Below are 19,563 nucleotides of genomic sequence, written 5' to 3' on the forward strand. Positions count from 1 at the left end.
CTCCTTTTAATACTAAGCAATTCCTAGATATTTTCTGCATGTTTCTTTGTCATCTATAAGTCGGTTCATATCACCTTGATGGACAATTCTTCCATCGTCAATAATGTGATAATATTCTCCTATTTGACTAGCCATTAGGAAATTTTGTTCAACTAAAAGGATCGTTAGCTTTTCCTTCATAAGATTGATAGATTCCATTAACTTCTCAACCATGATTGGGGATAACCCTTTACTCGGTTCATCAATCAGCATCAAGTCATTACAATTTATATAAGCCCTTGAAATAGCAAGCATTTGTTTCTGACCGCCACTTAATAATCCACTCTTTTTCCGCCAAAACTTCTTTAAATCTGGAAAAAGCTCGAGCATCCATTCGGCTTTTTCCTCTATATGTTCCCCTCTTTTTGTTTTTGCTAAAGCGAATGTTTCCTCCACTGTTAAATCATGAAAAATCCCCTGATTTTCTGGTACATAACCTATGCCTTTCCGAGAAATGACGTGTGTGTTTAAACCGTTGATCTTCTCACCATTGTAATAAATAGCTCCCTTAGTAGTTGAATGAAGTCCAAGGATTGTTTGCAATGTTGTAGTTTTTCCGGCTCCGTTTCTTCCAAATAGTACAGTAACGGAACCTTTCTTCACTTCAAAAGAGACACCTTGTAATATATGAAACTGTTGAATATACATTTCGATATTATCTACTTTTAATAGAGTCACTATGTAGCCCTCCTAAATATGCCGACTGCACTAGTTCATCATTAATGATAACGGATGGTTCTCCCTCGGCTAATAATTCCCCATGAAACAATACAACTAGAGAATCTGATAAATGGAGGACCATCTCCATTTTGTGTTCAATTAATACGATCGTTTTATTCTTTTCTTCTTTAATATTTTCGATCACTTGTAAAATGGCAGGAGCCTCTTCTAAAGAAATCCCTGCTGTCGGTTCATCAAGTAAAAGCAAATCTGGCTTCAATGCCAAAATCATCGCTATTTCTAATTTTCTTTTCTCACCATGGGCTAGATTTTTTGCAAGTATATCTTCCTTCCCTTGAAGTAGAACCGTTTTTAAATATTCCTTTGCCTCTTCCTGCTGTTTACGGTAATGTGAAGGTCTAGTAAAAAAACTGTAGTAATCATTATAAACAGACTGGATGGCAAGTCTAACATTTTCAAGGACAGTTAAATCAGGAAAAACATTTGTAAGCTGAAAGGATCTTCCTATCCCTAAACGCGTTCGATTAGGAACTGAAAATTTCGTGATATTTTGATTTTTAAAATAAATATCACCTTTTGTTGGGGAAAGCTCACCACTTAATAAATTAAATAAAGTTGTTTTTCCAGCCCCATTTGGCCCAATGATTGAGACAAAACTCCCTTTTGGAACATTAAAATTCAGATTCTGGATCACACAATGTTCTCCAAAAGTAATTGAAAGATTCCTACATTCTAATAGGTTTCCCATCTCTCATCCTCCACCTTTATTACCGATTATTTAATAACAGGAGGAGACATGTTAGTCTCCTCTTGCCTTTAAAATGGTTTAACCAATGTGTATTACCTTATTTATTTTGAATAGGTGGCTCCGTTTGTTCCTTGGTTAATTCTTTTATAAGAATAGGCACAGGATGGTCAATCCCATCTTGTCTTTCCAGCTTAATAGAATAGAGACTTTGTAATGCTTGATGATCCTCTGGACGGAATTTCATGATTCCCTTTGGAGTGTCAAACTCCATTCCTTCCATTTTTTTAATTAATGTATCTGAGTCAGTTTTTCCTTCAGTCTTTTTTAAAGCTTCAACAATAGCAATCGCTGCTGTCATACCACCGGCTGTGAAAAGGTCCGGAATCGTTTCTTCAAATCGTTTTTTATGTTCTTCAACTAACCAATCATTTATTTTGTTATTAGGCAATGTATGGTAGTAAATTGCAAAGCCTTCCATTCCAACAAGGGCATTCATCGTCTTTAGAGATGCAATATCGGGTGCAGCGGTAGATATCTTAATTCCATGATCCTCAAGTCTCATGTCTTTTAGTTGCTTCCATGGGGAGTTTGATCCAGCCCAGACGATATAGAGATAATCTGGTTTTGAATTGATGATGTTTTGTATATTAGCAGTGAAATCTGTGGAGTTAGCATCTGCGTATTGTTCATTAATGACCTTGGCACCCAATTTTTCAGCTCCTTTTTTGAACGCCGCAATACCTTCTCTTCCAAAGGCATTATCCTGAGCAAAAGTCGCAATCTTTACCCCTTCACGGGAAATGGCATTTGCCCCTGCAAGAGCATCTTGTGATGAGTTTCTCCCTGTTCTAAAGATATAAGGATTCCAGTTCTCCCCCGTAATACTGTCTGCAACAGCAGGTTCAACTACCATAACCTTTTCATATTCCTCCGCAAGTGGTAATACAGCCAATGTATCACTTGAGCTAGAAGAACCGACTAAAAAGTCAACTTCATCCTCCTCTAAAAGTTTTGTTGCCTTTTTCACTGCTACATCTGGTTTTGTTTCTGTATCTTCAACAATAAATTCAATCTTTTTGCCAGATACTTTATTGGTACCATCAGTTGCGTAATCTAATCCAAGTTCAAATCCCTGAACCGTTTGTTTACCGTAGCTTTCAAGCGGCCCCGTAATAGAAGCCAAAACACCAACCTTAATACTCTCATCTTTTGAACTCGTTTTTTCATTAGAACAAGCAGCCGTTAAAAGAAGAGATCCAATCATACTTCCAACCAGCACATATCTGCTCCAAGTTTTTTTTATACTAATCATGACAATTCCCCTTTCAAACTTTATAATTCATTTCTTCCTTACCCCTATATTCCCTATTATCCCTTCCATTGAAGAACTGTGGATGCCCAGGTATAGCCTGTACCTGCACTAACCGTTACAGCAATATCGCCTGGTTTTATCCTTCCTTGCTTTGCCGCAATATGTAGACCTACACAAGGATCCAATGCAGACATATGCCCATAGTGGTCTAAGTAAACGGTCTGTTCCTCCTCTAATTCCAATGAACTCAAGAGGCTCATAAACATTGATCTTTTTGTATGAAGAGGAAGAAGTAGATTAATATCTTTCGTTGATAATCTACTTTTGTTCAGAGATTGACGAATGACAGTCTCAAAGTTCCGAACTGAAACTGGGTCGAGACGCTCCTTCATACTTTGAGGATTAGGTACATCGATATAATGCATATTCTTTTCAACTGTTTCAAAGCTAGTAAAATACTTTGAACCCCCAGCTGGAACAAGAACATCCTCGTGAAAGGAGCCATCAGTCATAATCGAGCTTTCTAAAATTTCACTTTTAGTTGCCCCTCTTTTCACTAATGCTGCACATCCACCGTCTGCAAAATTAAACATAAAGCGTGAACGAGGGTTTTCATAATCTATTATTTGAGATTCCTTACATCCTCCAACTAATAGAACTGCTTGAATGGTTTTGTCAGATTTCAACATATCCTTGGCTACTTTTAATGCGATAGGAAAACAGGAGCTAACATTCATGATTTCAAAGGCATAAGCATTTTTGGCCCCCAATTCGTGCTGTATTTTTGGGGCAATCGGCCAAACATAATAATCTTTATGAGGGCTACCGAAATATATTAAAACATCGATTGACAATGGATCGATTTTTTCCAATATGGGTCTAGCTGCCTCTATGGCTAAATCAGATGACTGCATCGTTTCATCTGCCACATGCTTTTGATATAAACCAAACTTCTCGATAATAACATTCTTCGGAATTCCAGTTTTCTTTGATAAAAAAGCAGCTGATTGTATCTCTTTAGGAAAAAATGTATTAATCTCTTCAATTCCTATATTATCCATTAGCTTCACTCTCCTTCATAAGGAACCTTCATCACTGCTTTGCCAGTTAGAACTAGTTCATGTTTTTGATTTTTACATTCGGTTAATAGCTGTAGAATTCTCTTTTCTTCATTATATTTTTGTACTGTACCCGTTGCTGTAATCGTATCTCCGATAAAAACAGGAGCCTTAAAACGAAGACTTTGCTCCATATATACTGACCCTTTACCTGGTAGGTACATTCCTAGTAATTGAGATAATAAACTTGAGGTCAGCAATCCATGTGCAATGCGCTGATTAAATCTAGTATTCTTTGCATATTCACTGTCTATATGGATTGGATTGAAATCACCACTTAGTCCAGCAAAAAGAACGATATCTGCTTCAGTTATTGTCTTACTACATGAAGCCTGCTGTCCTACAGAAAAGATTGACATCCTATTGAACCTCCTATCCTTTGTCTTCCTATCTTCAATCATTGTGTGATATAGATTTTCTTTACTGATAATGGGTCATAGATATAGCATTTTTAAGTGAAGACTTTATCTTATGACTTAATGGCAAGGAGAGTCTTTTGAATTTTCCCAGTGGCGTTTTTCGGCAATTCATTTAAAAATTGAACCCGTTTAGGAACTTTATATTTTCCTAGGAAGCGCTTACAATGTTCAGTAATATCATCTTCCTTCAATACATGCCCATCCTTTAATACGACAAAAGCAACTGGAACCTCTCCCCAATAGTTATCCGGAGTTCCAACAACTGCACACTCGCTTACTTCATCTAATTTGCCAATTACTTGTTCAACTTCTAAAGGATAGATATTTTCTCCACCAGATATAATCATTTCTTTTTTTCTTCCAGCAATGAAGACAAAGCCCTCTTCATCTGTATACGCAAGATCACCTGTATAAAGCCAACCGTCCTTTATTGTTTCCTTTGTTGCCTCTGGATTTTGCCAGTATTCCTTCATGACATTTGGACCTCTAACTATGAGTTCTCCTACTTCTCCTGTACCAACCTGGTTTCCCAATGTATCTACTAGCATGAACTCACAATACAGGGCAGGTTTTCCTATAGAACCTATTTTTCTACGCGCATCTTCCTTTAATAGTAAAAACACAGTTGGAGAAGTTTCAGTCATACCAAATCCTTGACCAAATAAGAACCCCCCATCTAGGAAAGCTTTGATGATACTATGGGGACAAGGTGCACCACCATTGTAGAACCAACGTACGGATTTAAGATTCGTCTTTTCAAAGGTTGGAGAGTTCAGTAGTGAATGATGAATCGATGGTACTCCCATTACTATTGTTACTTGATACTGTTCGATCATAGCTAGGACTTTTTCAGGATCAAATTTACCCGGAATTACAACCGTACCTCCAACAAAAATGGTAGGAAAGGCAAATAGTCCAATGCCTCCAATATGAAACAGAGGGAGCAGAACTATGGAGCGGTCATTTGAAGTTAAATCAAGTGGGATGGCATTATTGATTGCGTTCCAGAACATGTTGCTTTGAGTTAATACAGCACCCTTTGGTTTCCCGGTTGTTCCAGATGTATAGCAAATAATGTAGGGTTCGTCTTCATTGATTTCGTCGAAGGCATATGATAACTGTTGGACCTCATTTGACAAAGCTTCGATCTCAACCACATTTTGGATTGGAGTTTTCTTTTTCAATGAGATTCCCAATGAATATAAAGGCTCCTCGGCAAATAGTAGTGTAGTTCCACTATCATTTAATTGATAGACTAATTCATTTTCAGTTAAGCGAATATTGAGTGGAACAGCAACACATTGTATTTTTGCGATTGCAAATAACAAGAGAATATATTCCACTCTATTTTGAGATAGGATCGCTATTCGATCACCTTTTTGAACTCGAAGATTTTGTACTAAAATAGCAACAGTCTGATTAATTTTTCCATTTAATTCCTTATACGATATTTCTTCTGTTTCTGAAATAATTGCAATACGGTTTGGATTGATTTCAGCATGCTTTTCAATCCAATACGCAATACCTTTCATAGAAGGTCTCCTTTCTTTTATTAAAAGATTTTGATCAGATATAACATCATTTCTTTAATCCATCAAATATTAATGTCATAGCTGCTTCAAATACTTCTTCTGGTAAATCTTTCTTTTCCCAATAAACCCACCTCATTCCTAAAAATTGACCAATGGACATTAAACTGTAAGCAACCGTTTCTTTGTCAATCTCTTTAAATTCTCCTGCCTCCATTCCAGCAGTTAAACTCTTTAGAAAGCCACTGGCAAGCTTAGAATAATACCATCGATACAACTCTGCATCTACAACTACCGCTTGTTGAACAATACTGTATAAGTTAGGTCGATTTTTTACCCAATTAAAGAAGGCATGAAATCCTTTTCTCTGTGCATCTTCAAAGTTTTTTGCATGACTCATTTCTTCTTTGATGGTTAAACGCAGTCCCCGATTATACTCACGTATTAGTTCATCGAAAATATCCTTTTTGGATGGGAAATAGTTGTAATAGGTACCATGTGCAACTTGTGCTTCCTGAGTAATGTTGACAATAGATGCCTCATAGTATCCCTTCTGCCCAAAAATTGTTTCTGCAGCCTGTAACAGCTTTTCCCTTGTCTCAAGTCCTTTTTTTGTTAGATTAAATTGATTTGTTATTAATTTTTCTGACACCTGAATCACCTCTTATTTTCTTATTATATTTAATATTCAGAAATCTTCAACCAATATTTTCCTACACATTTCGACAATCTAACAAGATAAAGGGACATTTTCACTGTCCCAAATGTAATTATTGGTACGGGTTTACACAAAAAACCGTTGGACAGATTTCCCATCCTCGGTTTCCAAAATTTCCTTTTCCTAAATCTGAGTCGCGTCAAAACGGTAAAAATCTATTTCCTCAATTTCTCCATCTCTCATTTCCTAGATACCCCCATCTTCAATTGAAACGGCTGGCTCTTATACCAACTATATACATCCTGAATCGTGTCTTTGATAGAAGACAAAGTTAACATCCCGAATGGCTTTTGATGAATTGGTTTCAAAAAAGCCTATTGTTTCCTGATCATCTTCACGGTAACCAGAGCAGGAAATCCATGAATGGACCCAACTGATGATTCAATAAAAAAATTCATCACTTTTCCAAACGGATTTGGCAGTATTTCCGGTCACTTCATAAATTTCATCAAGGAGGCCGCTCATCGTCAAATCCTCTTTGGTCATCTTTGGTCCCTTTTGGTTTTTCAGCTTCCTTATGAATGACCATTCTCTTCCGATTTTTTAACTTTTTGTCCTTCATTTCCCTTATGAAAGACCATTCTCTTCCGCAATCTCAACTTTTTGTCCTTCATCTCGCTTATGAAAGACAAAACTCTTCCGCAATATCAATATTTTGTCCTTCATCAAATCAAAAAAAGACATTCCACACTTAAATTTTCAGTGAAATGTCTTTCTACCCACTCATCGAAGTAAACAAAATATCTACAGAAACTTGATTTAAACACTAATAGCAATTTCCATAAATTTTGCCAATTATTCTACTACCTGCTCGCTCTGTTCCATCTCTTTCATAGCCTCGGCCACCTTCACCATCATCGAACATTCGATTCGCTTCTTAAAAATATCACAACTAAAATCATAAGTTCCATTCAGGGAGCCGGTTGCGTGCAATGCATTCGCTGGGCAGCCACCGCTGCAATACAACTTTGCCCAACAATCTTGGCATTCTGGCTTAGTATAGCAGTTGCTCTCTTTAAATTTGCCATGCAACTCAACGTTTTTGATACCATCCCAAATGTTACCCATACTATATTCCTCGTCCCCAACAAATTGATGACAAGGGAAAAGCTCACCCCATGGAGTAACAGCAAGATATTCCGTTCCTGAGCCACATCCTGTTATCCTCTTTTGAATACATGGACCTTCAGAAAGATCCAGCATGTAATGATAAAATGTAAAGCCGTTTCCTTGTTCATTACGCTTTAGCATTTCCTTTGCGAGGATTTCGTATTGATTATAGATTTCTGGAAGATCCGCCTCTGTTAAGGCATAAGGCTCACTAGGATTACAAATTACCGGTTCCATTGAAAGCTTGTCAAAACCGAGATCTGCGATATGAAAAATATCGTTCGTAAAGTCAACATTGTTATGTGTATAGGTTCCGCGCACATAGTATTCCTTGTCCCCACGTTTTTCAACAAATTTTTGGAACTTCGGAATGATGTAGTCATAACTGCCTTTTCCATTCACCGTTTTGCGAAGCCTATCATGGACCTCTTTTCTTCCATCAATACTTAAAACCACGTTATGCATTTCCTGATTCAAGAAATCGGTCACTTCATCATCTAGCAACATGCCATTCGTGGTAAAAGTGAAACGGAATTTCTTTTTATACTCGTTCTCTTTGCTTCTGGCGTATGCAACAATCTGCTTGACCACTTTCCAAGCCATGAGTGGCTCTCCACCAAAGAAATCGATATCAAGATTGCGATGATGCCCTGAGTTTTCCAAAAGGAAATCGATAGCTCTTTTTCCAACCTCATAACTCATGATTGCACGGTCTCCATTGTACTTCCCTTGACTGGCAAAGCAATATTCACAGGAAAGATTACAAGTATGTGCAACATTAAGGCAGAGAGCTTTTACATAAGTCTTGCGCTTCCTTAAGTCAATCGAGAGATCCCTATATTCATCCTCTGTAAACAGCTGTCCATCCTTTATTAATTCCTCAATATCTGCGATGGTTTCACGTATATCCACTTCAGAGATTTGGGAATTATTCACCTGCTGTTCAAGCAATCTAGACACGATTTCCTCATTTGGGGTATTCTCGAAAATTGCAATGATATCAAAAGCGAGATCATCTACAACATGCACGGAGCCACTGTAGGTATCGAGCACAATGTTATATCCATTAAGTTTATATTGATGAATCATAATTAGTCATTTAACTCCTTTTCAAAAAAATTGCCGCCCACCTAAGAGTAGATGGGCGGAAGAACAGTTACTATCTGTTCAATGAGTTTTCACACTTCTGATTGGCAACTCCACAAGAAGTTTTGCAAGCAGACTGGCAAGATGTCTGACATTCACCGCAACCACCGTGTTTAACAGTATCAGTTAGTTTACGTGTACTTAGTGTCAAAATTCTTTTCATAAATCTCAATCCCTTTTATAAATTTTCATGAAAAATAAGGTCCATTTTCCTTATTTTCATTATTCCAGGGTAATTTTAACACTTTGTAGTTTTTCTTCTGCCTAGACGATGTGATGATTCTGTGAAAAATACGGATATTTGGATAAAAAGAAAGGTGACTTTTGGTAAAAAGTGTGGATTTTTTTCAAATTGAAGTGTTTTGTGAGCCAAATGGGTTAATATCGTTTTATTAATTGTGCTTTTTCATAAAATGAACTCGTTTTGAAGTATGATTTTGAATTTGAGTTCGGCTGATTTATGTATTTCCGCGGGTTTTATGGATATATCCGCGATTTTTTCAATTTATCCGCGATTATTTGATTTTATCCGCGATTTTCCAATTATATCCGTGATTATTTGATTTTATCCGCGATTTTCCAATTATATCCTCGATTATTTGATTTTATCCGCAGAAATGACCATTTTATCCGCGATGGCCATTTCCCGTTAAATCCGACTATTATTATCCACGTTGACCATTTCCCGTTATATTCGACCATTAATCCAGATAACCATTTCCCATTATATCCGACCATTAATCCACGATAACCTTCCACGTTATATCCGACCATTAATCCACGATAGCCATCCCCCTGCAGTTTCACAAACATCTTATCCACCACCCAAAATCGGCCACAAAAAAACGTGAATCCCCCACTGGAATTCACGCACCACCTCAAAATATAACAAACTATAATATAATTACCCCTCAGTAACCTCGCCTGTTTCCCTCGGTATAAAGAAACTAACAATAATAGTAATAAGGCTAGTAAGCAATGCAAATAAAAATACATTTTTCATGCCCATGTTAATTGTTACAGCTTTACTAATAATGACCCCCATTATGGTTACCCCAACTGAGTTCCCAATGTTTTTCAGGAACATTTGCAGAGAGGTTGAAAGGCCTTTAATGTGAAAACCTGCAAATTCCTGGGAAGCAATGGTTCCAGTTGCAAAGAGTAAACCAAAAGCGAAACCTTGAATCCCTAAAATTAAGAACAAGACCCAATACCCTATATCCTGAATAAACAAATATAGCGCTAAACCGGATATAGTCGTAAGGAAACTTCCTATGATAAATAGTCTTCTATATCCATATTTTATTATCCATTTACCGGCTGGAGGGCTTCCAAACATCCAAGCTATAGAAATACTTAGGAGGATGAGTCCACTCATGTAAATACTCACATCCTTACCCTCCTGCAAGTATAGTGGAATGAAGCTAGAAGTCGAGAAAAATGATAAAGTATAAAACATCATAAATACATTTGATGTCAAGATTCCTTTATTTTTTAATAAGGTAACAGGTAAGAATGGCTCTTTCTCTTTCCTTTCTACCAAAATAAAAATAATCATTCCAATAACTCCAAATACTACGTACCAGAATGGATTCCTTACATTTGTAGCTAGCATAAGAAGAGTGATTGATATTCCGAAAAGAAAGAAGCCTTTGTAATCAATATTCGTCTTTTTAAATTCTCTTTGCTCTTTATATGGAATGAGGCACAGAATTGTAAGGATTCCTATAGGAATATTAATAAAGAAGATCCATCTCCAAGTTAGTTCTTCAACAAAAAATGAACCAAGTACTGGTCCGATGATGGATGACAATGCCCAGATTGCGCTAAAAATTGCTTGGATCTTCCCCCGCTTTTCTATTGTAAATAAATCTCCAACAATAATTATTGCTAGCGGAACCATTCCTCCTGCACCCAAGCCTTGAATCCCTCGATAAATAATGAGAGTAACCATTGAGTTAGCCATTCCGCACAGGATGGATCCAATGGTAAAGATTACTACCGAAACAACTAATAATATTTTCCGACCATACATATCTGAAAGCTTTCCATAAAGTGGAACAGTCACCGTACTTGCTAACATATAGACAGAAAATATCCATGCAAAATATTCCATTCCGCCAAACTGCTTTACAATGGTCGGGCTGGCTGTTTGCATTATATTTGAATCAAGTGCTGATATGAGGGTGGTAATAACAAGCCCCCAAAACACGTACATATTTTTTTTCATATAAGCCTCCTATTTGATACTCACAGCTGTAGAATTCCCTTTTTTTTACACTCAAAAAATATATCTTTACTATTATAGCAAAATGCAACTACATTTTTCTATTTTTATATATTGCATAAATTACTATTATTTGTTGGAACCAAATTATTCTTCGTGTATAAATACATACTTTCCATCATTGCCAACATATGATATAGTAAAACAATAATTAAATAGATTGTCTTGGAGGAGTCTGTCACATTTGGGATACTTATGCCCATTTGTTGCAGGCTCTTTTTGTGTTTTAAAAAATACATTCCAAAAAAGGAGGATGTTACTATTAAATCCAAATGTTTTCAACAGATTCTTATTACTTTTACTAATAATGTGGGAAAAATATAATTACAAAGGAGTGATGAAATTTGAGTATAGAGGCTATCATTGCGATTGGCATTTTCTTTATAACTTACGGATTAATTATATCTGAAAAGATCCATCGCACCATTGTCGCGATGATTGGTGGAGGCTTGATTGTCTTTTTCGGCATTGTTGAGCAAGAAACTGCCCTGCACCATATTGACTTTAATACTTTAGGATTATTAATCGGAATGATGATTATCGTCAGCATTACTGCAGAAACGGGTGTTTTTAAGTATGTCGCCATTTGGTCTGCAAAAAAGGTAAAGGGAAAGCCATTGCACATACTTGTTGCATTATCCCTTATTACTGCAGTTGGTTCTGCCTTTTTAGATAATGTGACAACCGTTTTGTTAATGGTTCCTATTACATTTAGCCTAACAAGGCAACTAAACATTAACCCTATTCCATTTTTGATTTCTGAAATCATCATGTCTAATGTCGGTGGAACTGCGACGATGATTGGTGACCCCCCTAATATTATGATTGGTAGTGCGGTCCGTTCGCTTACCTTTGGAAAATTCATTACCAATTTAGCACCTGTTGTCGTTGTATTATTAATTGTCACGATTCTTTTGTTAATTGCTATTTACCGAAAACAATTAATTGTAGATGATACTACGAGACAAAGAATTTTAGAATTAAATGAGAAGGATGAAATTAATAATGTCTCTCTAATGATCAAATCCTTGGCTGTCTTGTTTTTAACAATCATAGGCTTTTTCTTACATCAGCTGATTCATGTTGAGTCAGCAACTATTGCGCTCATTGCCGCTTTTATCCTACTACTATTATCTGGTGAAAGCTATTTAGAAAAAGCATTAGAAAAGGTTGAATGGACCACCATCTTTTTCTTTGTCGGTCTATTTGTTCTCGTTTCTGGACTTGTGGAAACAGGAGTTATTAGTCAAGTGGCCACTTTTGTTATAAACTTAACAGATGGTAACTTAGTCGCAAGCTCATTCCTTATTCTATGGCTTAGCGCTATTGCTTCAGCCTTTGTCGATAATATCCCATTTGTTGCCACCATGATCCCTTTAATCAAAGAAATGGGCCAATTAGGAATTGATAATCTTGAGCCATTGTGGTGGAGCTTATCCTTAGGGGCATGCTTGGGTGGAAATGGTACCTTAATAGGGGCCAGTGCCAACTTAATTGTGGCAGGACTTGCATCAAAAGAAGGATATAACATCTCATTTATTAAATTTCTTCTTATCGGGTTTCCATTAATGCTCGTATCGGTTGTTATATCCATGGTGTATATATATTTAAGATATTTGTAATGGGAGGGATTGACATGAAAGGTCTTAGATATGTGGTTGATACTGACGTAATTGACCTTCAGGAAAACAAAAGAGATGAAGATATAGAATTTATTATCATAATAAAAAAGCAAGAGGTTAAGAACGCATTGCATCAAATTAGGCAATTCTTTGAGAGTGATGAAATTTATACAGATATATTATTCTATACCTATCAGAATCACATACAAATTATTGTGAAAAAGGATTCCTACCTTACCTTCGTTCTTGGACTATTTAAATGGAAGCTATTAAAGAAAATCGAGTGGATTGAAAATTGAAGATTCTAACCTTCAAATATCTGTAATATAATACGAAAAAAACGACCTCCATTTGGGGGTCATTTTTTCTGGATATCAAGCCAATAGAGTCTACTTTTCACAGGCTTTCCCTCCGTATACCATCCGCTTATAGATCCCTCCCATAAAAATCATGAAAGCATGATATAACAGGTGGCAAGTAAATTTTTTATATTTAAATTTAATAAGATGCCGTTTAACAAGAATGGTGTCCAACGCTATTCTAAAAATAAAATTGCCCACCTTTGAAATCGAATGTTTATATATTAAAAGGAAATTACTGACCAATGAAACAACAATTGAATAAAGAGGGGCAAGGAGAAAATGCTCTCTCCAAGAATGGAACCAACCATATCCAAATTTGAACTTTCTATTTACTGCGAGAATGAATAACATGTTCACATTCGTCGCCATTGAAATCAAAAATAATGAGGTAAACATGACAAAGGGGGTTCTCCGTTTCAAATGCTCATACCATATGTCACTAAGGGTGAAAAATATTGGCAAAAAAATCGAGGTATATATCGTTCTCCACCAATTTTGCTTGTATATTCCAATTCTCAAAAAAAGGGTCTCCACTGCAGCAAAATAGAGAGTAAAAAGGCATTTTGCCTTCCACCCCCAATGCATAGAGGTGATAAACAATGCGGTAAAAGGAACGAAAATGGCTTGTGAAAAGATTGCTCCTAGAATATTATTTAACTCTTTATTTTTAATAAAAAATGCCTTATAACGATAGCCTCTAAATACATTTAAAACAATATATTCAAATAGATAAGCCATTCCAATGTTTGAAAAAAGGAGAACGAACAGTCGCTTTCGATCATTACTTCGATAAAATGAAAATGCTAGTAAAACAGAATGAATAAGAAGCAAGAATATAAATGGATATTTACTCCATTTTTTATGTCGTCTCATGCAAAGCCTTCCTCCTGCAAAAAAGACAGTTTGATTATTGGTTTCCCTCTGCTAGATGAACCGCCTTTTTTTCCAATTTGTAAACCCACTTATAATATCCTAATAAGATCAAAAATAGGATTGGATCAACTATGACGGCATACATAAGGTTCCACCATCCGTAATGAAAGTATCCCCAAGGCTCTGGCAATAATGCAATCCATTCGTATATTAAAATAGCGATTACCCACAAGAACAAATACATTAGCTTTTTCCATCCACTAGACTTAAAAGGAAACCAATTAAGAAACAGCATATTCACTGGAGGAATGAGTAACATATGAGGGATCAGTCCCCTCCAATCGATTTCTTTTTCAAAATACCAATATCCGTGATATTTAAATTCAATCAAGACATCAAAAATGACCTGAAAGGCGACAGTAAATGACCAAATGTGAACAATTAGATTTCCGGTTAAGTTTTTATTCGTTTTAAACGCAGCAAAATTAAAAATAATAACAGCAATTAGAAGTCCAATCATAGAATTATCCTTTTTTAGGTTTAACTTTCCCAAATGAAACGACACTATACCCCTAATATGAATGAGCTTACTGAATCCAGAGCTTTCTTAGGTCTACATGGCCATATAATTGATAATGAACATCTTTAATCATTGGATGAAACATGCGATTCCGAAAAGGATGATGGGTAAAAATAAGCAAATGTTCATCACGTATGATATCCTCCACTCGATCAATCCATTTTTCCCTTGCATGAATGGTTTTTTCACTCTTCATTTCTTCCAGATACATTTCTATTGTTCTTAATTGCTTTTTTGGAAAGAACCTTCGAAAAATTAATGATTCGTTTAGAAATGCACCAATAAAAGAAAGGTGAGTGTCTTCTGAAGCCACTTCCCCTAATGAAAGAAGATCCGCATCTTCTTGAAGCTCGGAGGAATATAAGTCCCCCATCTTAAATTCCTTTAGATTAAGTTGAAGTCCATATAATCTCGCTTTGTTTTGTAACCACGTACATTCTTCTCTTACTATCGGGCTATCTGGTATATATAGGTTAAGTGGCTCTCCTTGATATCCAGATTCATCCAGGTTCGCTTTGATTAAATAAGATAATTTCTTTTTGGGAACCGATTTTTCAAGAAAAAAGCTTGACGCCTCTACTAAATCTACTCTCCCCAGGTCATTCCACATTTCCTGCATATCCAAAAGATGATAAATGGCCTGGCGAAAAGCATGTTGTTGGATAACTTTTGCTTATTAAAATTAAAAGCAAGAAAGCGAAAACCTGTCTCGTTTCTTTTCAATGCGTTCAGTTCTGAATGGTCCTCCGATTGGACAATATGAAACGTTTCCACTTGAAAGTCTTCTCTAGGTACCCTCCAAAATTCAATCTCATCTATAAACGGACGTTCTGAGAAATAATAATCAAATGCTTCTAAAACAAACTTTTTTCCCGTCCGTTCTTTTAACTTAAATGGACCTGTTCCTATCCATTGATATTCATCAAATGGAACATCATCAGGAAGAATCGATAAATTTGGAATACTGATATAACGAAGGAAAAAAGAATTAGGCTTCTTTAATCGAAATTGGATCACATATCTAGTCGGGCAGTATATTTCCTGAATATCTTGGACTAGCCAATAATAGGGTTGTGTCGGTTGGTTGAATCTTTCGAAAGAATACTTTACATCCTGACTTGTCATGATTCGTTGGTGGTGAAACATCACTCCTTTACGCAAATAAAACGTCCATGTCTTTTCATCCTCACCTAATTCCCAATGATGGGCTAAATGGGGCCTAACTTCATCCACGCTAGAATCATAGACTGTGAGCGTATCACCTAAGTGTTTCAACAAAGATGACTCAAATGAGACGGAAGTATAGACTGGGTCCAATGTCGTAATATCACGCGTAATGATTACTCGCAATGAATCACGATTATCCGTATGGATGTGATGCCCAAATAACTTTTCAATTTCTAACCTAGCATTTGAAAACCATGATTTTGGAATTGGATATTGCATTAACTGAAAGAGATCATCAAGCTGATCCCGTTGAACTAGGTTAGTAACCAACTCCTCGACCTCCGATTGAAATGATCTGTAAAAATGAATCTGTGATGAATTCCCCCTCCCCTTTCCTGGAAAATATTCAATCAATCCAAGCTCTGAGAACCTTTTCAGCTTTCTCTTTATATTTTTTATCGTACAAAACCATATGGGCTCTAATTCATGTAGTTTAAAATGTACACGCAGATCTGCTTCCCTATGAAATAAATGAGCACGTAGCTGATAATAGGATAGGTCTTTCATCTAACTCCTCCTTAAAAGGGGACATTTCTAATTACATATTACCCTTTTTATCCCCTTTTTTATAGATAAAATAGGAAGGGAAGGAAGGGGTTGGAAAGATGTTAAAGGAAATGCATCCTAATATACGCATTCGAATCTATATCTCATTTTTAAGTCGAGTGATTGGCTCCATGGTTTTTCCATTTATGGCGATTTATTTTACAAAGGAAATTAATGCTACGGCTGCTGGCATTTTATTAATGATTCAAATTGGCATTCAATTTCTAGCCAGTCTATATGGGGGATTTCTAGCCGATACGAAGGGAAGAAAGAAAATGATGGTTTTAGGGGAGTGGTTAAAGGTTGTGGCATTCATTGGCATGATATTAGCAAATTCTCCTTGGTGGACCTCTCCTTGGCTCATGTTTTTCATGTTGCTCCTTATGAGTATCTCAACTGGCTTCATTAATCCAGCAGCAGATGCGATGATGGTTGACGTTAGCACGAAAGAAACCCGAGCTTTCATGTATACAATAAATTATTGGGCCGCAAACCTTTCACTGATGCTTGGTTTAATGGTAGGAGGGTGGCTATTTCAAACCAATTTTTTTGAGCTGTTGATTGCTTTATTATTGATCTCTTTTATTACCTTATGGATGACTGCGACATTGATTCATGAAACCTATAAAATAAAACAAGAATCCCAAGTTCCGACTTTTGCTTTAAAACCCATCTTCCAAAGCTATTGGTCGGTTATAAGAGATATTCCTTTTATTTTATTTACATTAGGTGGAATTGCCATTATGTCCATTGAATATCAGCGAAATAATTATATCTCTATTAAATTAGCTGAGGAGTTTCATACCAGAATCGTATCATTCTTTGGAATGGGTCAATTTTCTTTGGATGGGGTCAGACTTTTAAGTATATTAACGGTTGAAAATACGCTCTTTATCGTGTTATTTTCAACCGTGATCGCTCGATTTGTGAGAAAACAACAAAATGCAATAAAGCCAATAATGTATGTTGGGTTTCTCTTTTTCGGGCTAGGATATGCGATGATGGCGATTTCTAATCAGCTTTTCACTCTCTTTTTATCGGTGATTATTTTATCCATTGGAGAATTGCTTTATGTCCCAACTAGACAAACCATTTTGGCTGAAATGATTGATGAGTCAAAAAGGGGTACCTATATGGCTTTTAATGGATTCATTTTTCAAATTGGAAAAATTATTGGAAGTGCGTGCATTATTTTTGGAGAAGTCTTTCATGCCACTGGTATGGGTGTGTTGTATATGGCTTTTGCTGGATTAGGAATAGTACTATGTAGTATGGGAACTAAAAGATTTGCTAAAAAGAATTTATCTATTCGATTGAGTTGAGTATTGTTATAGTTTATAGGTTAGTCATTTTAAATTAAAGTGTAGGGGTTAAGAGGTGTCTGGTTAAAACTGACTGACATCTTTTGAGCCCCTTTTTTATTCATGGTAAGAACCAATCTGCTCCTATTTTCTTTGAGTTAGATTCAAATAGGATTACTAATATTTTAAAAATTTTAACTTTTCTGTTGACTTTGGCATTTAATCCCTTTATAGTAAAAATCAAAGTTTATTATCCCTATCAATTTTGTAGGATTTAATAAACCAAATAAGGAGGTATTCATATGTCAAATAGTCAAGAATTTCGTTCTGAAACCAAAGCCATTCACGCTGGTCAGCAACTAGATCCTACAACGTTATCTCGTGCCGTACCCATTTATCAAACCTCATCATTTGGTTTTCGCGACAGTGACCATGCAGCAAGTTTATTTGATTTAAGTGAAGCTGGATACATTTACACTCGAATTGTTAATCCAACAACCGATGTTTTCGAACAGAGAGTGGCTGCTTTAGAGGGCGGAATTGGAGCATTAGGAGTGGCATCCGGCCAAGCAGCAACTACCTTTGCTATCTTAAATATCGCTTCATCAGGAGATGAAATTGTTTCTTCAAGCAGCTTGTATGGTGGGACCTATAATCTTTTTTCTACTACTTTTGCAAAGTTTGGCATCAAGGTTCATTTCGTTGATGCGGAGGATCCTGAAAATTTCAGAAAGGCAATCACACCACGGACTAGAGCAATTTATGCTGAAGCCGTTGGGAATCCGAAAGGCGATGTCTTAGATATTGAAGCTGTTGCCAATATTGCCCATGAAAACGGTATTCCATTAATCATTGACAACACGGTCCCAAGCCCATATTTGCTCCGACCAATTGATTTTGGAGCAGATATCGTTGTCCACTCAGCTACTAAATTTATTGGAGGCCATGGGACTACAATTGGTGGTGTCATTGTCGATAGTGGAAAATTTGATTGGGCGGCAAGTGGAAAATTCCCTGAATTAACTGAGCCTGACAATAGCTATCACGGACTGAAATATACCGAAGCTGTTGGTGCAGCAGCTTATATTACAAAGGCACGTGTGCAGCTATTGAGAGACCTTGGCTCTGCACTATCACCATTTAATTCCTTTTTACTCTTACAAGGCTTAGAAACCTTGCATTTACGACTGGAACGTCATAGTGAAAACGCATTAAAAACAGCTCAATTTTTAGAAAAGCACGAGTTAGTCGATTGGGTAAGCTATGCAGGCTTAAGTAGCCATCCATCCCACTCTTTGGCGCAAAAATATTTACCAAAGGGTCAAGGGGCTTTATTAACCTTTGGTGTAAAAGGTGGCAAAGAAGCTGCAAGAAAACTTATCGATTCTGTAAAACTATTTTCTCATTTGGCCAATATTGGCGATTCAAAATCACTGATCATTCACCCGGCGAGTACAACCCATCAACAGCTTTCTGAGGAAGAGCAACGCGCATCAGGAGTTACACCAGAATTAATTCGACTTTCTGTCGGAACAGAAGCAATTGATGATATATTAAATGACTTAGATCAAGCTTTAAAAGCAAGCCAAGAAGTGGTCTCAGCTACCTCTATTTAATAAGAACACTTTCTTAAAGATGTTTTGGGATTCATGAAAATAATAGTGATAAAATTGAGGCTAGGTCGTTCTGTTTGGTAGACCTAGCCTTTTTACTAAAATACATTTATTAAAAAGGCAAAACTTATTTTTTTCTTTGGATACTCCAACTAATCTACTTCATGATAAAATATGTACTTTCGGTAATCTTGGAATTTCCCCTACTAATTGATCAGTTTGCTGGGAGAAAATTTTCACCTTTGTTTTAGCATAAAGTCATAAGGATATGTAAAAAATTGTTTGCTAACCTAAAAAAAGACTAATAATGGGATTTTCCAATTTGAAACTGA

Annotated in this window: 19 protein-coding genes; 4 read left to right on the forward strand and 15 right to left on the reverse strand. The window is 36.4% G+C overall.

Translation table 11 applies throughout. The annotated features are described in order from the left end of the window. Positions 1 to 12: 12 nt before the first annotated feature. From BQ6100_RS11945 to BQ6100_RS11995, 11 genes are all read right to left on the reverse strand, one after another. Positions 13 to 717 (reverse strand): ABC transporter ATP-binding protein, encoded by a 705-nt coding sequence (locus tag BQ6100_RS11945; RefSeq protein ID WP_075981831.1) that lies wholly within the window; start codon positions 715 to 717, stop codon positions 13 to 15. Beyond that, positions 695 to 1,468: an ABC transporter ATP-binding protein gene (locus BQ6100_RS11950; RefSeq protein WP_075981832.1), complete on the reverse strand. Its 774-nt coding sequence runs from the start codon at positions 1,466 to 1,468 to the stop codon at positions 695 to 697. Before BQ6100_RS11950 ends, BQ6100_RS11945 begins: the two co-directional genes overlap by 23 nt. Before the next feature lie 97 nt (positions 1,469 to 1,565). Next, positions 1,566 to 2,780, reverse strand: a complete 1,215-nt coding sequence (locus BQ6100_RS11955) for a substrate-binding domain-containing protein (RefSeq protein WP_075981833.1) — start codon at positions 2,778 to 2,780, stop codon at positions 1,566 to 1,568. A 56-nt stretch (positions 2,781 to 2,836) separates the two neighbouring features. Continuing rightward, positions 2,837 to 3,841, reverse strand: a complete 1,005-nt coding sequence (locus BQ6100_RS11960) for a 3-oxoacyl-ACP synthase (protein ID WP_075981834.1) — start codon at positions 3,839 to 3,841, stop codon at positions 2,837 to 2,839. A 5-nt stretch (positions 3,842 to 3,846) separates the two neighbouring features. Then, positions 3,847 to 4,257, reverse strand: a complete 411-nt coding sequence (locus BQ6100_RS11965) for a MaoC family dehydratase (RefSeq protein ID WP_075981835.1) — start codon at positions 4,255 to 4,257, stop codon at positions 3,847 to 3,849. Between the two features lie 110 nt (positions 4,258 to 4,367). Beyond that, entirely contained in the window at positions 4,368 to 5,849 is a 1,482-nt protein-coding gene (locus BQ6100_RS11970) for an o-succinylbenzoate--CoA ligase (protein WP_075981836.1), read from the reverse strand. A 46-nt stretch (positions 5,850 to 5,895) separates the two neighbouring features. After that, complete coding sequence (locus tag BQ6100_RS11975) at positions 5,896 to 6,498, reverse strand: TetR/AcrR family transcriptional regulator (protein WP_075981837.1); 603 nt, start codon at positions 6,496 to 6,498, stop codon at positions 5,896 to 5,898. A gap of 861 nt (positions 6,499 to 7,359) precedes the next feature. Then, a complete protein-coding gene (gene scfB, locus BQ6100_RS11980; RefSeq protein ID WP_075981838.1) occupies positions 7,360 to 8,763 on the reverse strand; it encodes a thioether cross-link-forming SCIFF peptide maturase in 1,404 nt (467 codons plus the stop codon). Positions 8,764 to 8,833: 70 nt separating this feature from the next. Next, a complete protein-coding gene (gene scfA / locus BQ6100_RS11985; protein ID WP_075981839.1) occupies positions 8,834 to 8,983 on the reverse strand; it encodes a six-cysteine ranthipeptide SCIFF in 150 nt (49 codons plus the stop codon). Positions 8,984 to 9,375: 392 nt separating this feature from the next. After that, on the reverse strand, positions 9,376 to 9,633 hold the full coding sequence (locus tag BQ6100_RS11990; protein WP_075981840.1) for a hypothetical protein: 258 nt from the start codon (positions 9,631 to 9,633) through the stop codon (positions 9,376 to 9,378). A gap of 91 nt (positions 9,634 to 9,724) precedes the next feature. Then, complete coding sequence (locus BQ6100_RS11995; protein ID WP_075981841.1) at positions 9,725 to 11,050, reverse strand: MDR family MFS transporter; 1,326 nt, start codon at positions 11,048 to 11,050, stop codon at positions 9,725 to 9,727. Positions 11,051 to 11,451: 401 nt separating this feature from the next. Between BQ6100_RS11995 and BQ6100_RS12000 the strand changes: the two genes are divergently transcribed. Next, positions 11,452 to 12,729 (forward strand): ArsB/NhaD family transporter, encoded by a 1,278-nt coding sequence (locus tag BQ6100_RS12000; RefSeq protein ID WP_075981842.1) that lies wholly within the window; start codon positions 11,452 to 11,454, stop codon positions 12,727 to 12,729. A gap of 14 nt (positions 12,730 to 12,743) precedes the next feature. Next, the gene (locus BQ6100_RS12005; RefSeq protein WP_075981843.1) at positions 12,744 to 13,028 is read left to right on the forward strand and encodes a hypothetical protein; all 285 of its coding nucleotides are present in this window, start codon (positions 12,744 to 12,746) and stop codon (positions 13,026 to 13,028) included. Between the two features lie 90 nt (positions 13,029 to 13,118). Here BQ6100_RS12005 and BQ6100_RS12010 read toward each other — a convergent pair whose 3' ends face one another. From BQ6100_RS12010 to BQ6100_RS12025, 4 genes are all read right to left on the reverse strand, one after another. After that, entirely contained in the window at positions 13,119 to 13,964 is an 846-nt protein-coding gene (locus BQ6100_RS12010; protein ID WP_075981844.1) for a hypothetical protein, read from the reverse strand. Between the two features lie 34 nt (positions 13,965 to 13,998). Next, complete coding sequence (locus BQ6100_RS12015; protein WP_075983549.1) at positions 13,999 to 14,484, reverse strand: hypothetical protein; 486 nt, start codon at positions 14,482 to 14,484, stop codon at positions 13,999 to 14,001. A gap of 67 nt (positions 14,485 to 14,551) precedes the next feature. Next, a complete protein-coding gene (locus tag BQ6100_RS21715) occupies positions 14,552 to 15,154 on the reverse strand; it encodes a periplasmic substrate-binding domain-containing protein (RefSeq protein ID WP_235816520.1) in 603 nt (200 codons plus the stop codon). After that, positions 15,130 to 16,278: an ABC transporter substrate-binding protein gene (locus BQ6100_RS12025; protein WP_075981845.1), complete on the reverse strand. Its 1,149-nt coding sequence runs from the start codon at positions 16,276 to 16,278 to the stop codon at positions 15,130 to 15,132. The genes BQ6100_RS21715 and BQ6100_RS12025 overlap by 25 nt, the downstream gene beginning before the upstream one ends. Before the next feature lie 98 nt (positions 16,279 to 16,376). Between BQ6100_RS12025 and BQ6100_RS12030 the strand changes: the two genes are divergently transcribed. Both BQ6100_RS12030 and BQ6100_RS12035 read left to right on the forward strand, forming a co-directional pair. Beyond that, a complete protein-coding gene (locus tag BQ6100_RS12030) occupies positions 16,377 to 17,639 on the forward strand; it encodes an MDR family MFS transporter (RefSeq protein WP_075981846.1) in 1,263 nt (420 codons plus the stop codon). A gap of 281 nt (positions 17,640 to 17,920) precedes the next feature. After that, complete coding sequence (locus BQ6100_RS12035; RefSeq protein WP_075981847.1) at positions 17,921 to 19,234, forward strand: homocysteine synthase; 1,314 nt, start codon at positions 17,921 to 17,923, stop codon at positions 19,232 to 19,234. Positions 19,235 to 19,563: the final 329 nt, after the last annotated feature.

Source organism: Bacillus massilinigeriensis, assembly GCF_900117315.1.
Classification (GTDB): Bacteria; Bacillota; Bacilli; order Bacillales; family Cytobacillaceae; genus Bacillus_BE; species Bacillus_BE massilionigeriensis.

Bases quoted from the DNA above. Each gene is read 5' to 3' on its own strand.
- BQ6100_RS11950 (WP_075981832.1), bottom strand. From the start codon at position 1,468: ATGGGAAACCTATTAGAATGTAGGAATCTTTCAATTACTTTTGGAGAA.
- BQ6100_RS11955 (WP_075981833.1), bottom strand. From the start codon at position 2,780: ATGATTAGTATAAAAAAAACTTGGAGCAGATATGTGCTGGTTGGAAGT.
- BQ6100_RS11960 (WP_075981834.1), bottom strand. From the start codon at position 3,841: ATGGATAATATAGGAATTGAAGAGATTAATACATTTTTTCCTAAAGAG.
- BQ6100_RS11965 (WP_075981835.1), bottom strand. From the start codon at position 4,257: ATGTCAATCTTTTCTGTAGGACAGCAGGCTTCATGTAGTAAGACAATA.
- BQ6100_RS11970 (WP_075981836.1), bottom strand. From the start codon at position 5,849: ATGAAAGGTATTGCGTATTGGATTGAAAAGCATGCTGAAATCAATCCA.
- scfB (WP_075981838.1), bottom strand. From the start codon at position 8,763: ATGATTCATCAATATAAACTTAATGGATATAACATTGTGCTCGATACC.
- scfA (WP_075981839.1), bottom strand. From the start codon at position 8,983: ATGAAAAGAATTTTGACACTAAGTACACGTAAACTAACTGATACTGTT.
- BQ6100_RS11990 (WP_075981840.1), bottom strand. From the start codon at position 9,633: ATGTTTGTGAAACTGCAGGGGGATGGCTATCGTGGATTAATGGTCGGA.
- BQ6100_RS11995 (WP_075981841.1), bottom strand. From the start codon at position 11,050: ATGAAAAAAAATATGTACGTGTTTTGGGGGCTTGTTATTACCACCCTC.
- BQ6100_RS12005 (WP_075981843.1), top strand. From the start codon at position 12,744: ATGAAAGGTCTTAGATATGTGGTTGATACTGACGTAATTGACCTTCAG.
- BQ6100_RS12010 (WP_075981844.1), bottom strand. From the start codon at position 13,964: ATGAGACGACATAAAAAATGGAGTAAATATCCATTTATATTCTTGCTT.
- BQ6100_RS12015 (WP_075983549.1), bottom strand. From the start codon at position 14,484: ATGATTGGACTTCTAATTGCTGTTATTATTTTTAATTTTGCTGCGTTT.
- BQ6100_RS21715 (WP_235816520.1), bottom strand. From the start codon at position 15,154: ATGTGGAATGACCTGGGGAGAGTAGATTTAGTAGAGGCGTCAAGCTTT.
- BQ6100_RS12025 (WP_075981845.1), bottom strand. From the start codon at position 16,278: ATGAAAGACCTATCCTATTATCAGCTACGTGCTCATTTATTTCATAGG.
- BQ6100_RS12030 (WP_075981846.1), top strand. From the start codon at position 16,377: ATGTTAAAGGAAATGCATCCTAATATACGCATTCGAATCTATATCTCA.
- BQ6100_RS12035 (WP_075981847.1), top strand. From the start codon at position 17,921: ATGTCAAATAGTCAAGAATTTCGTTCTGAAACCAAAGCCATTCACGCT.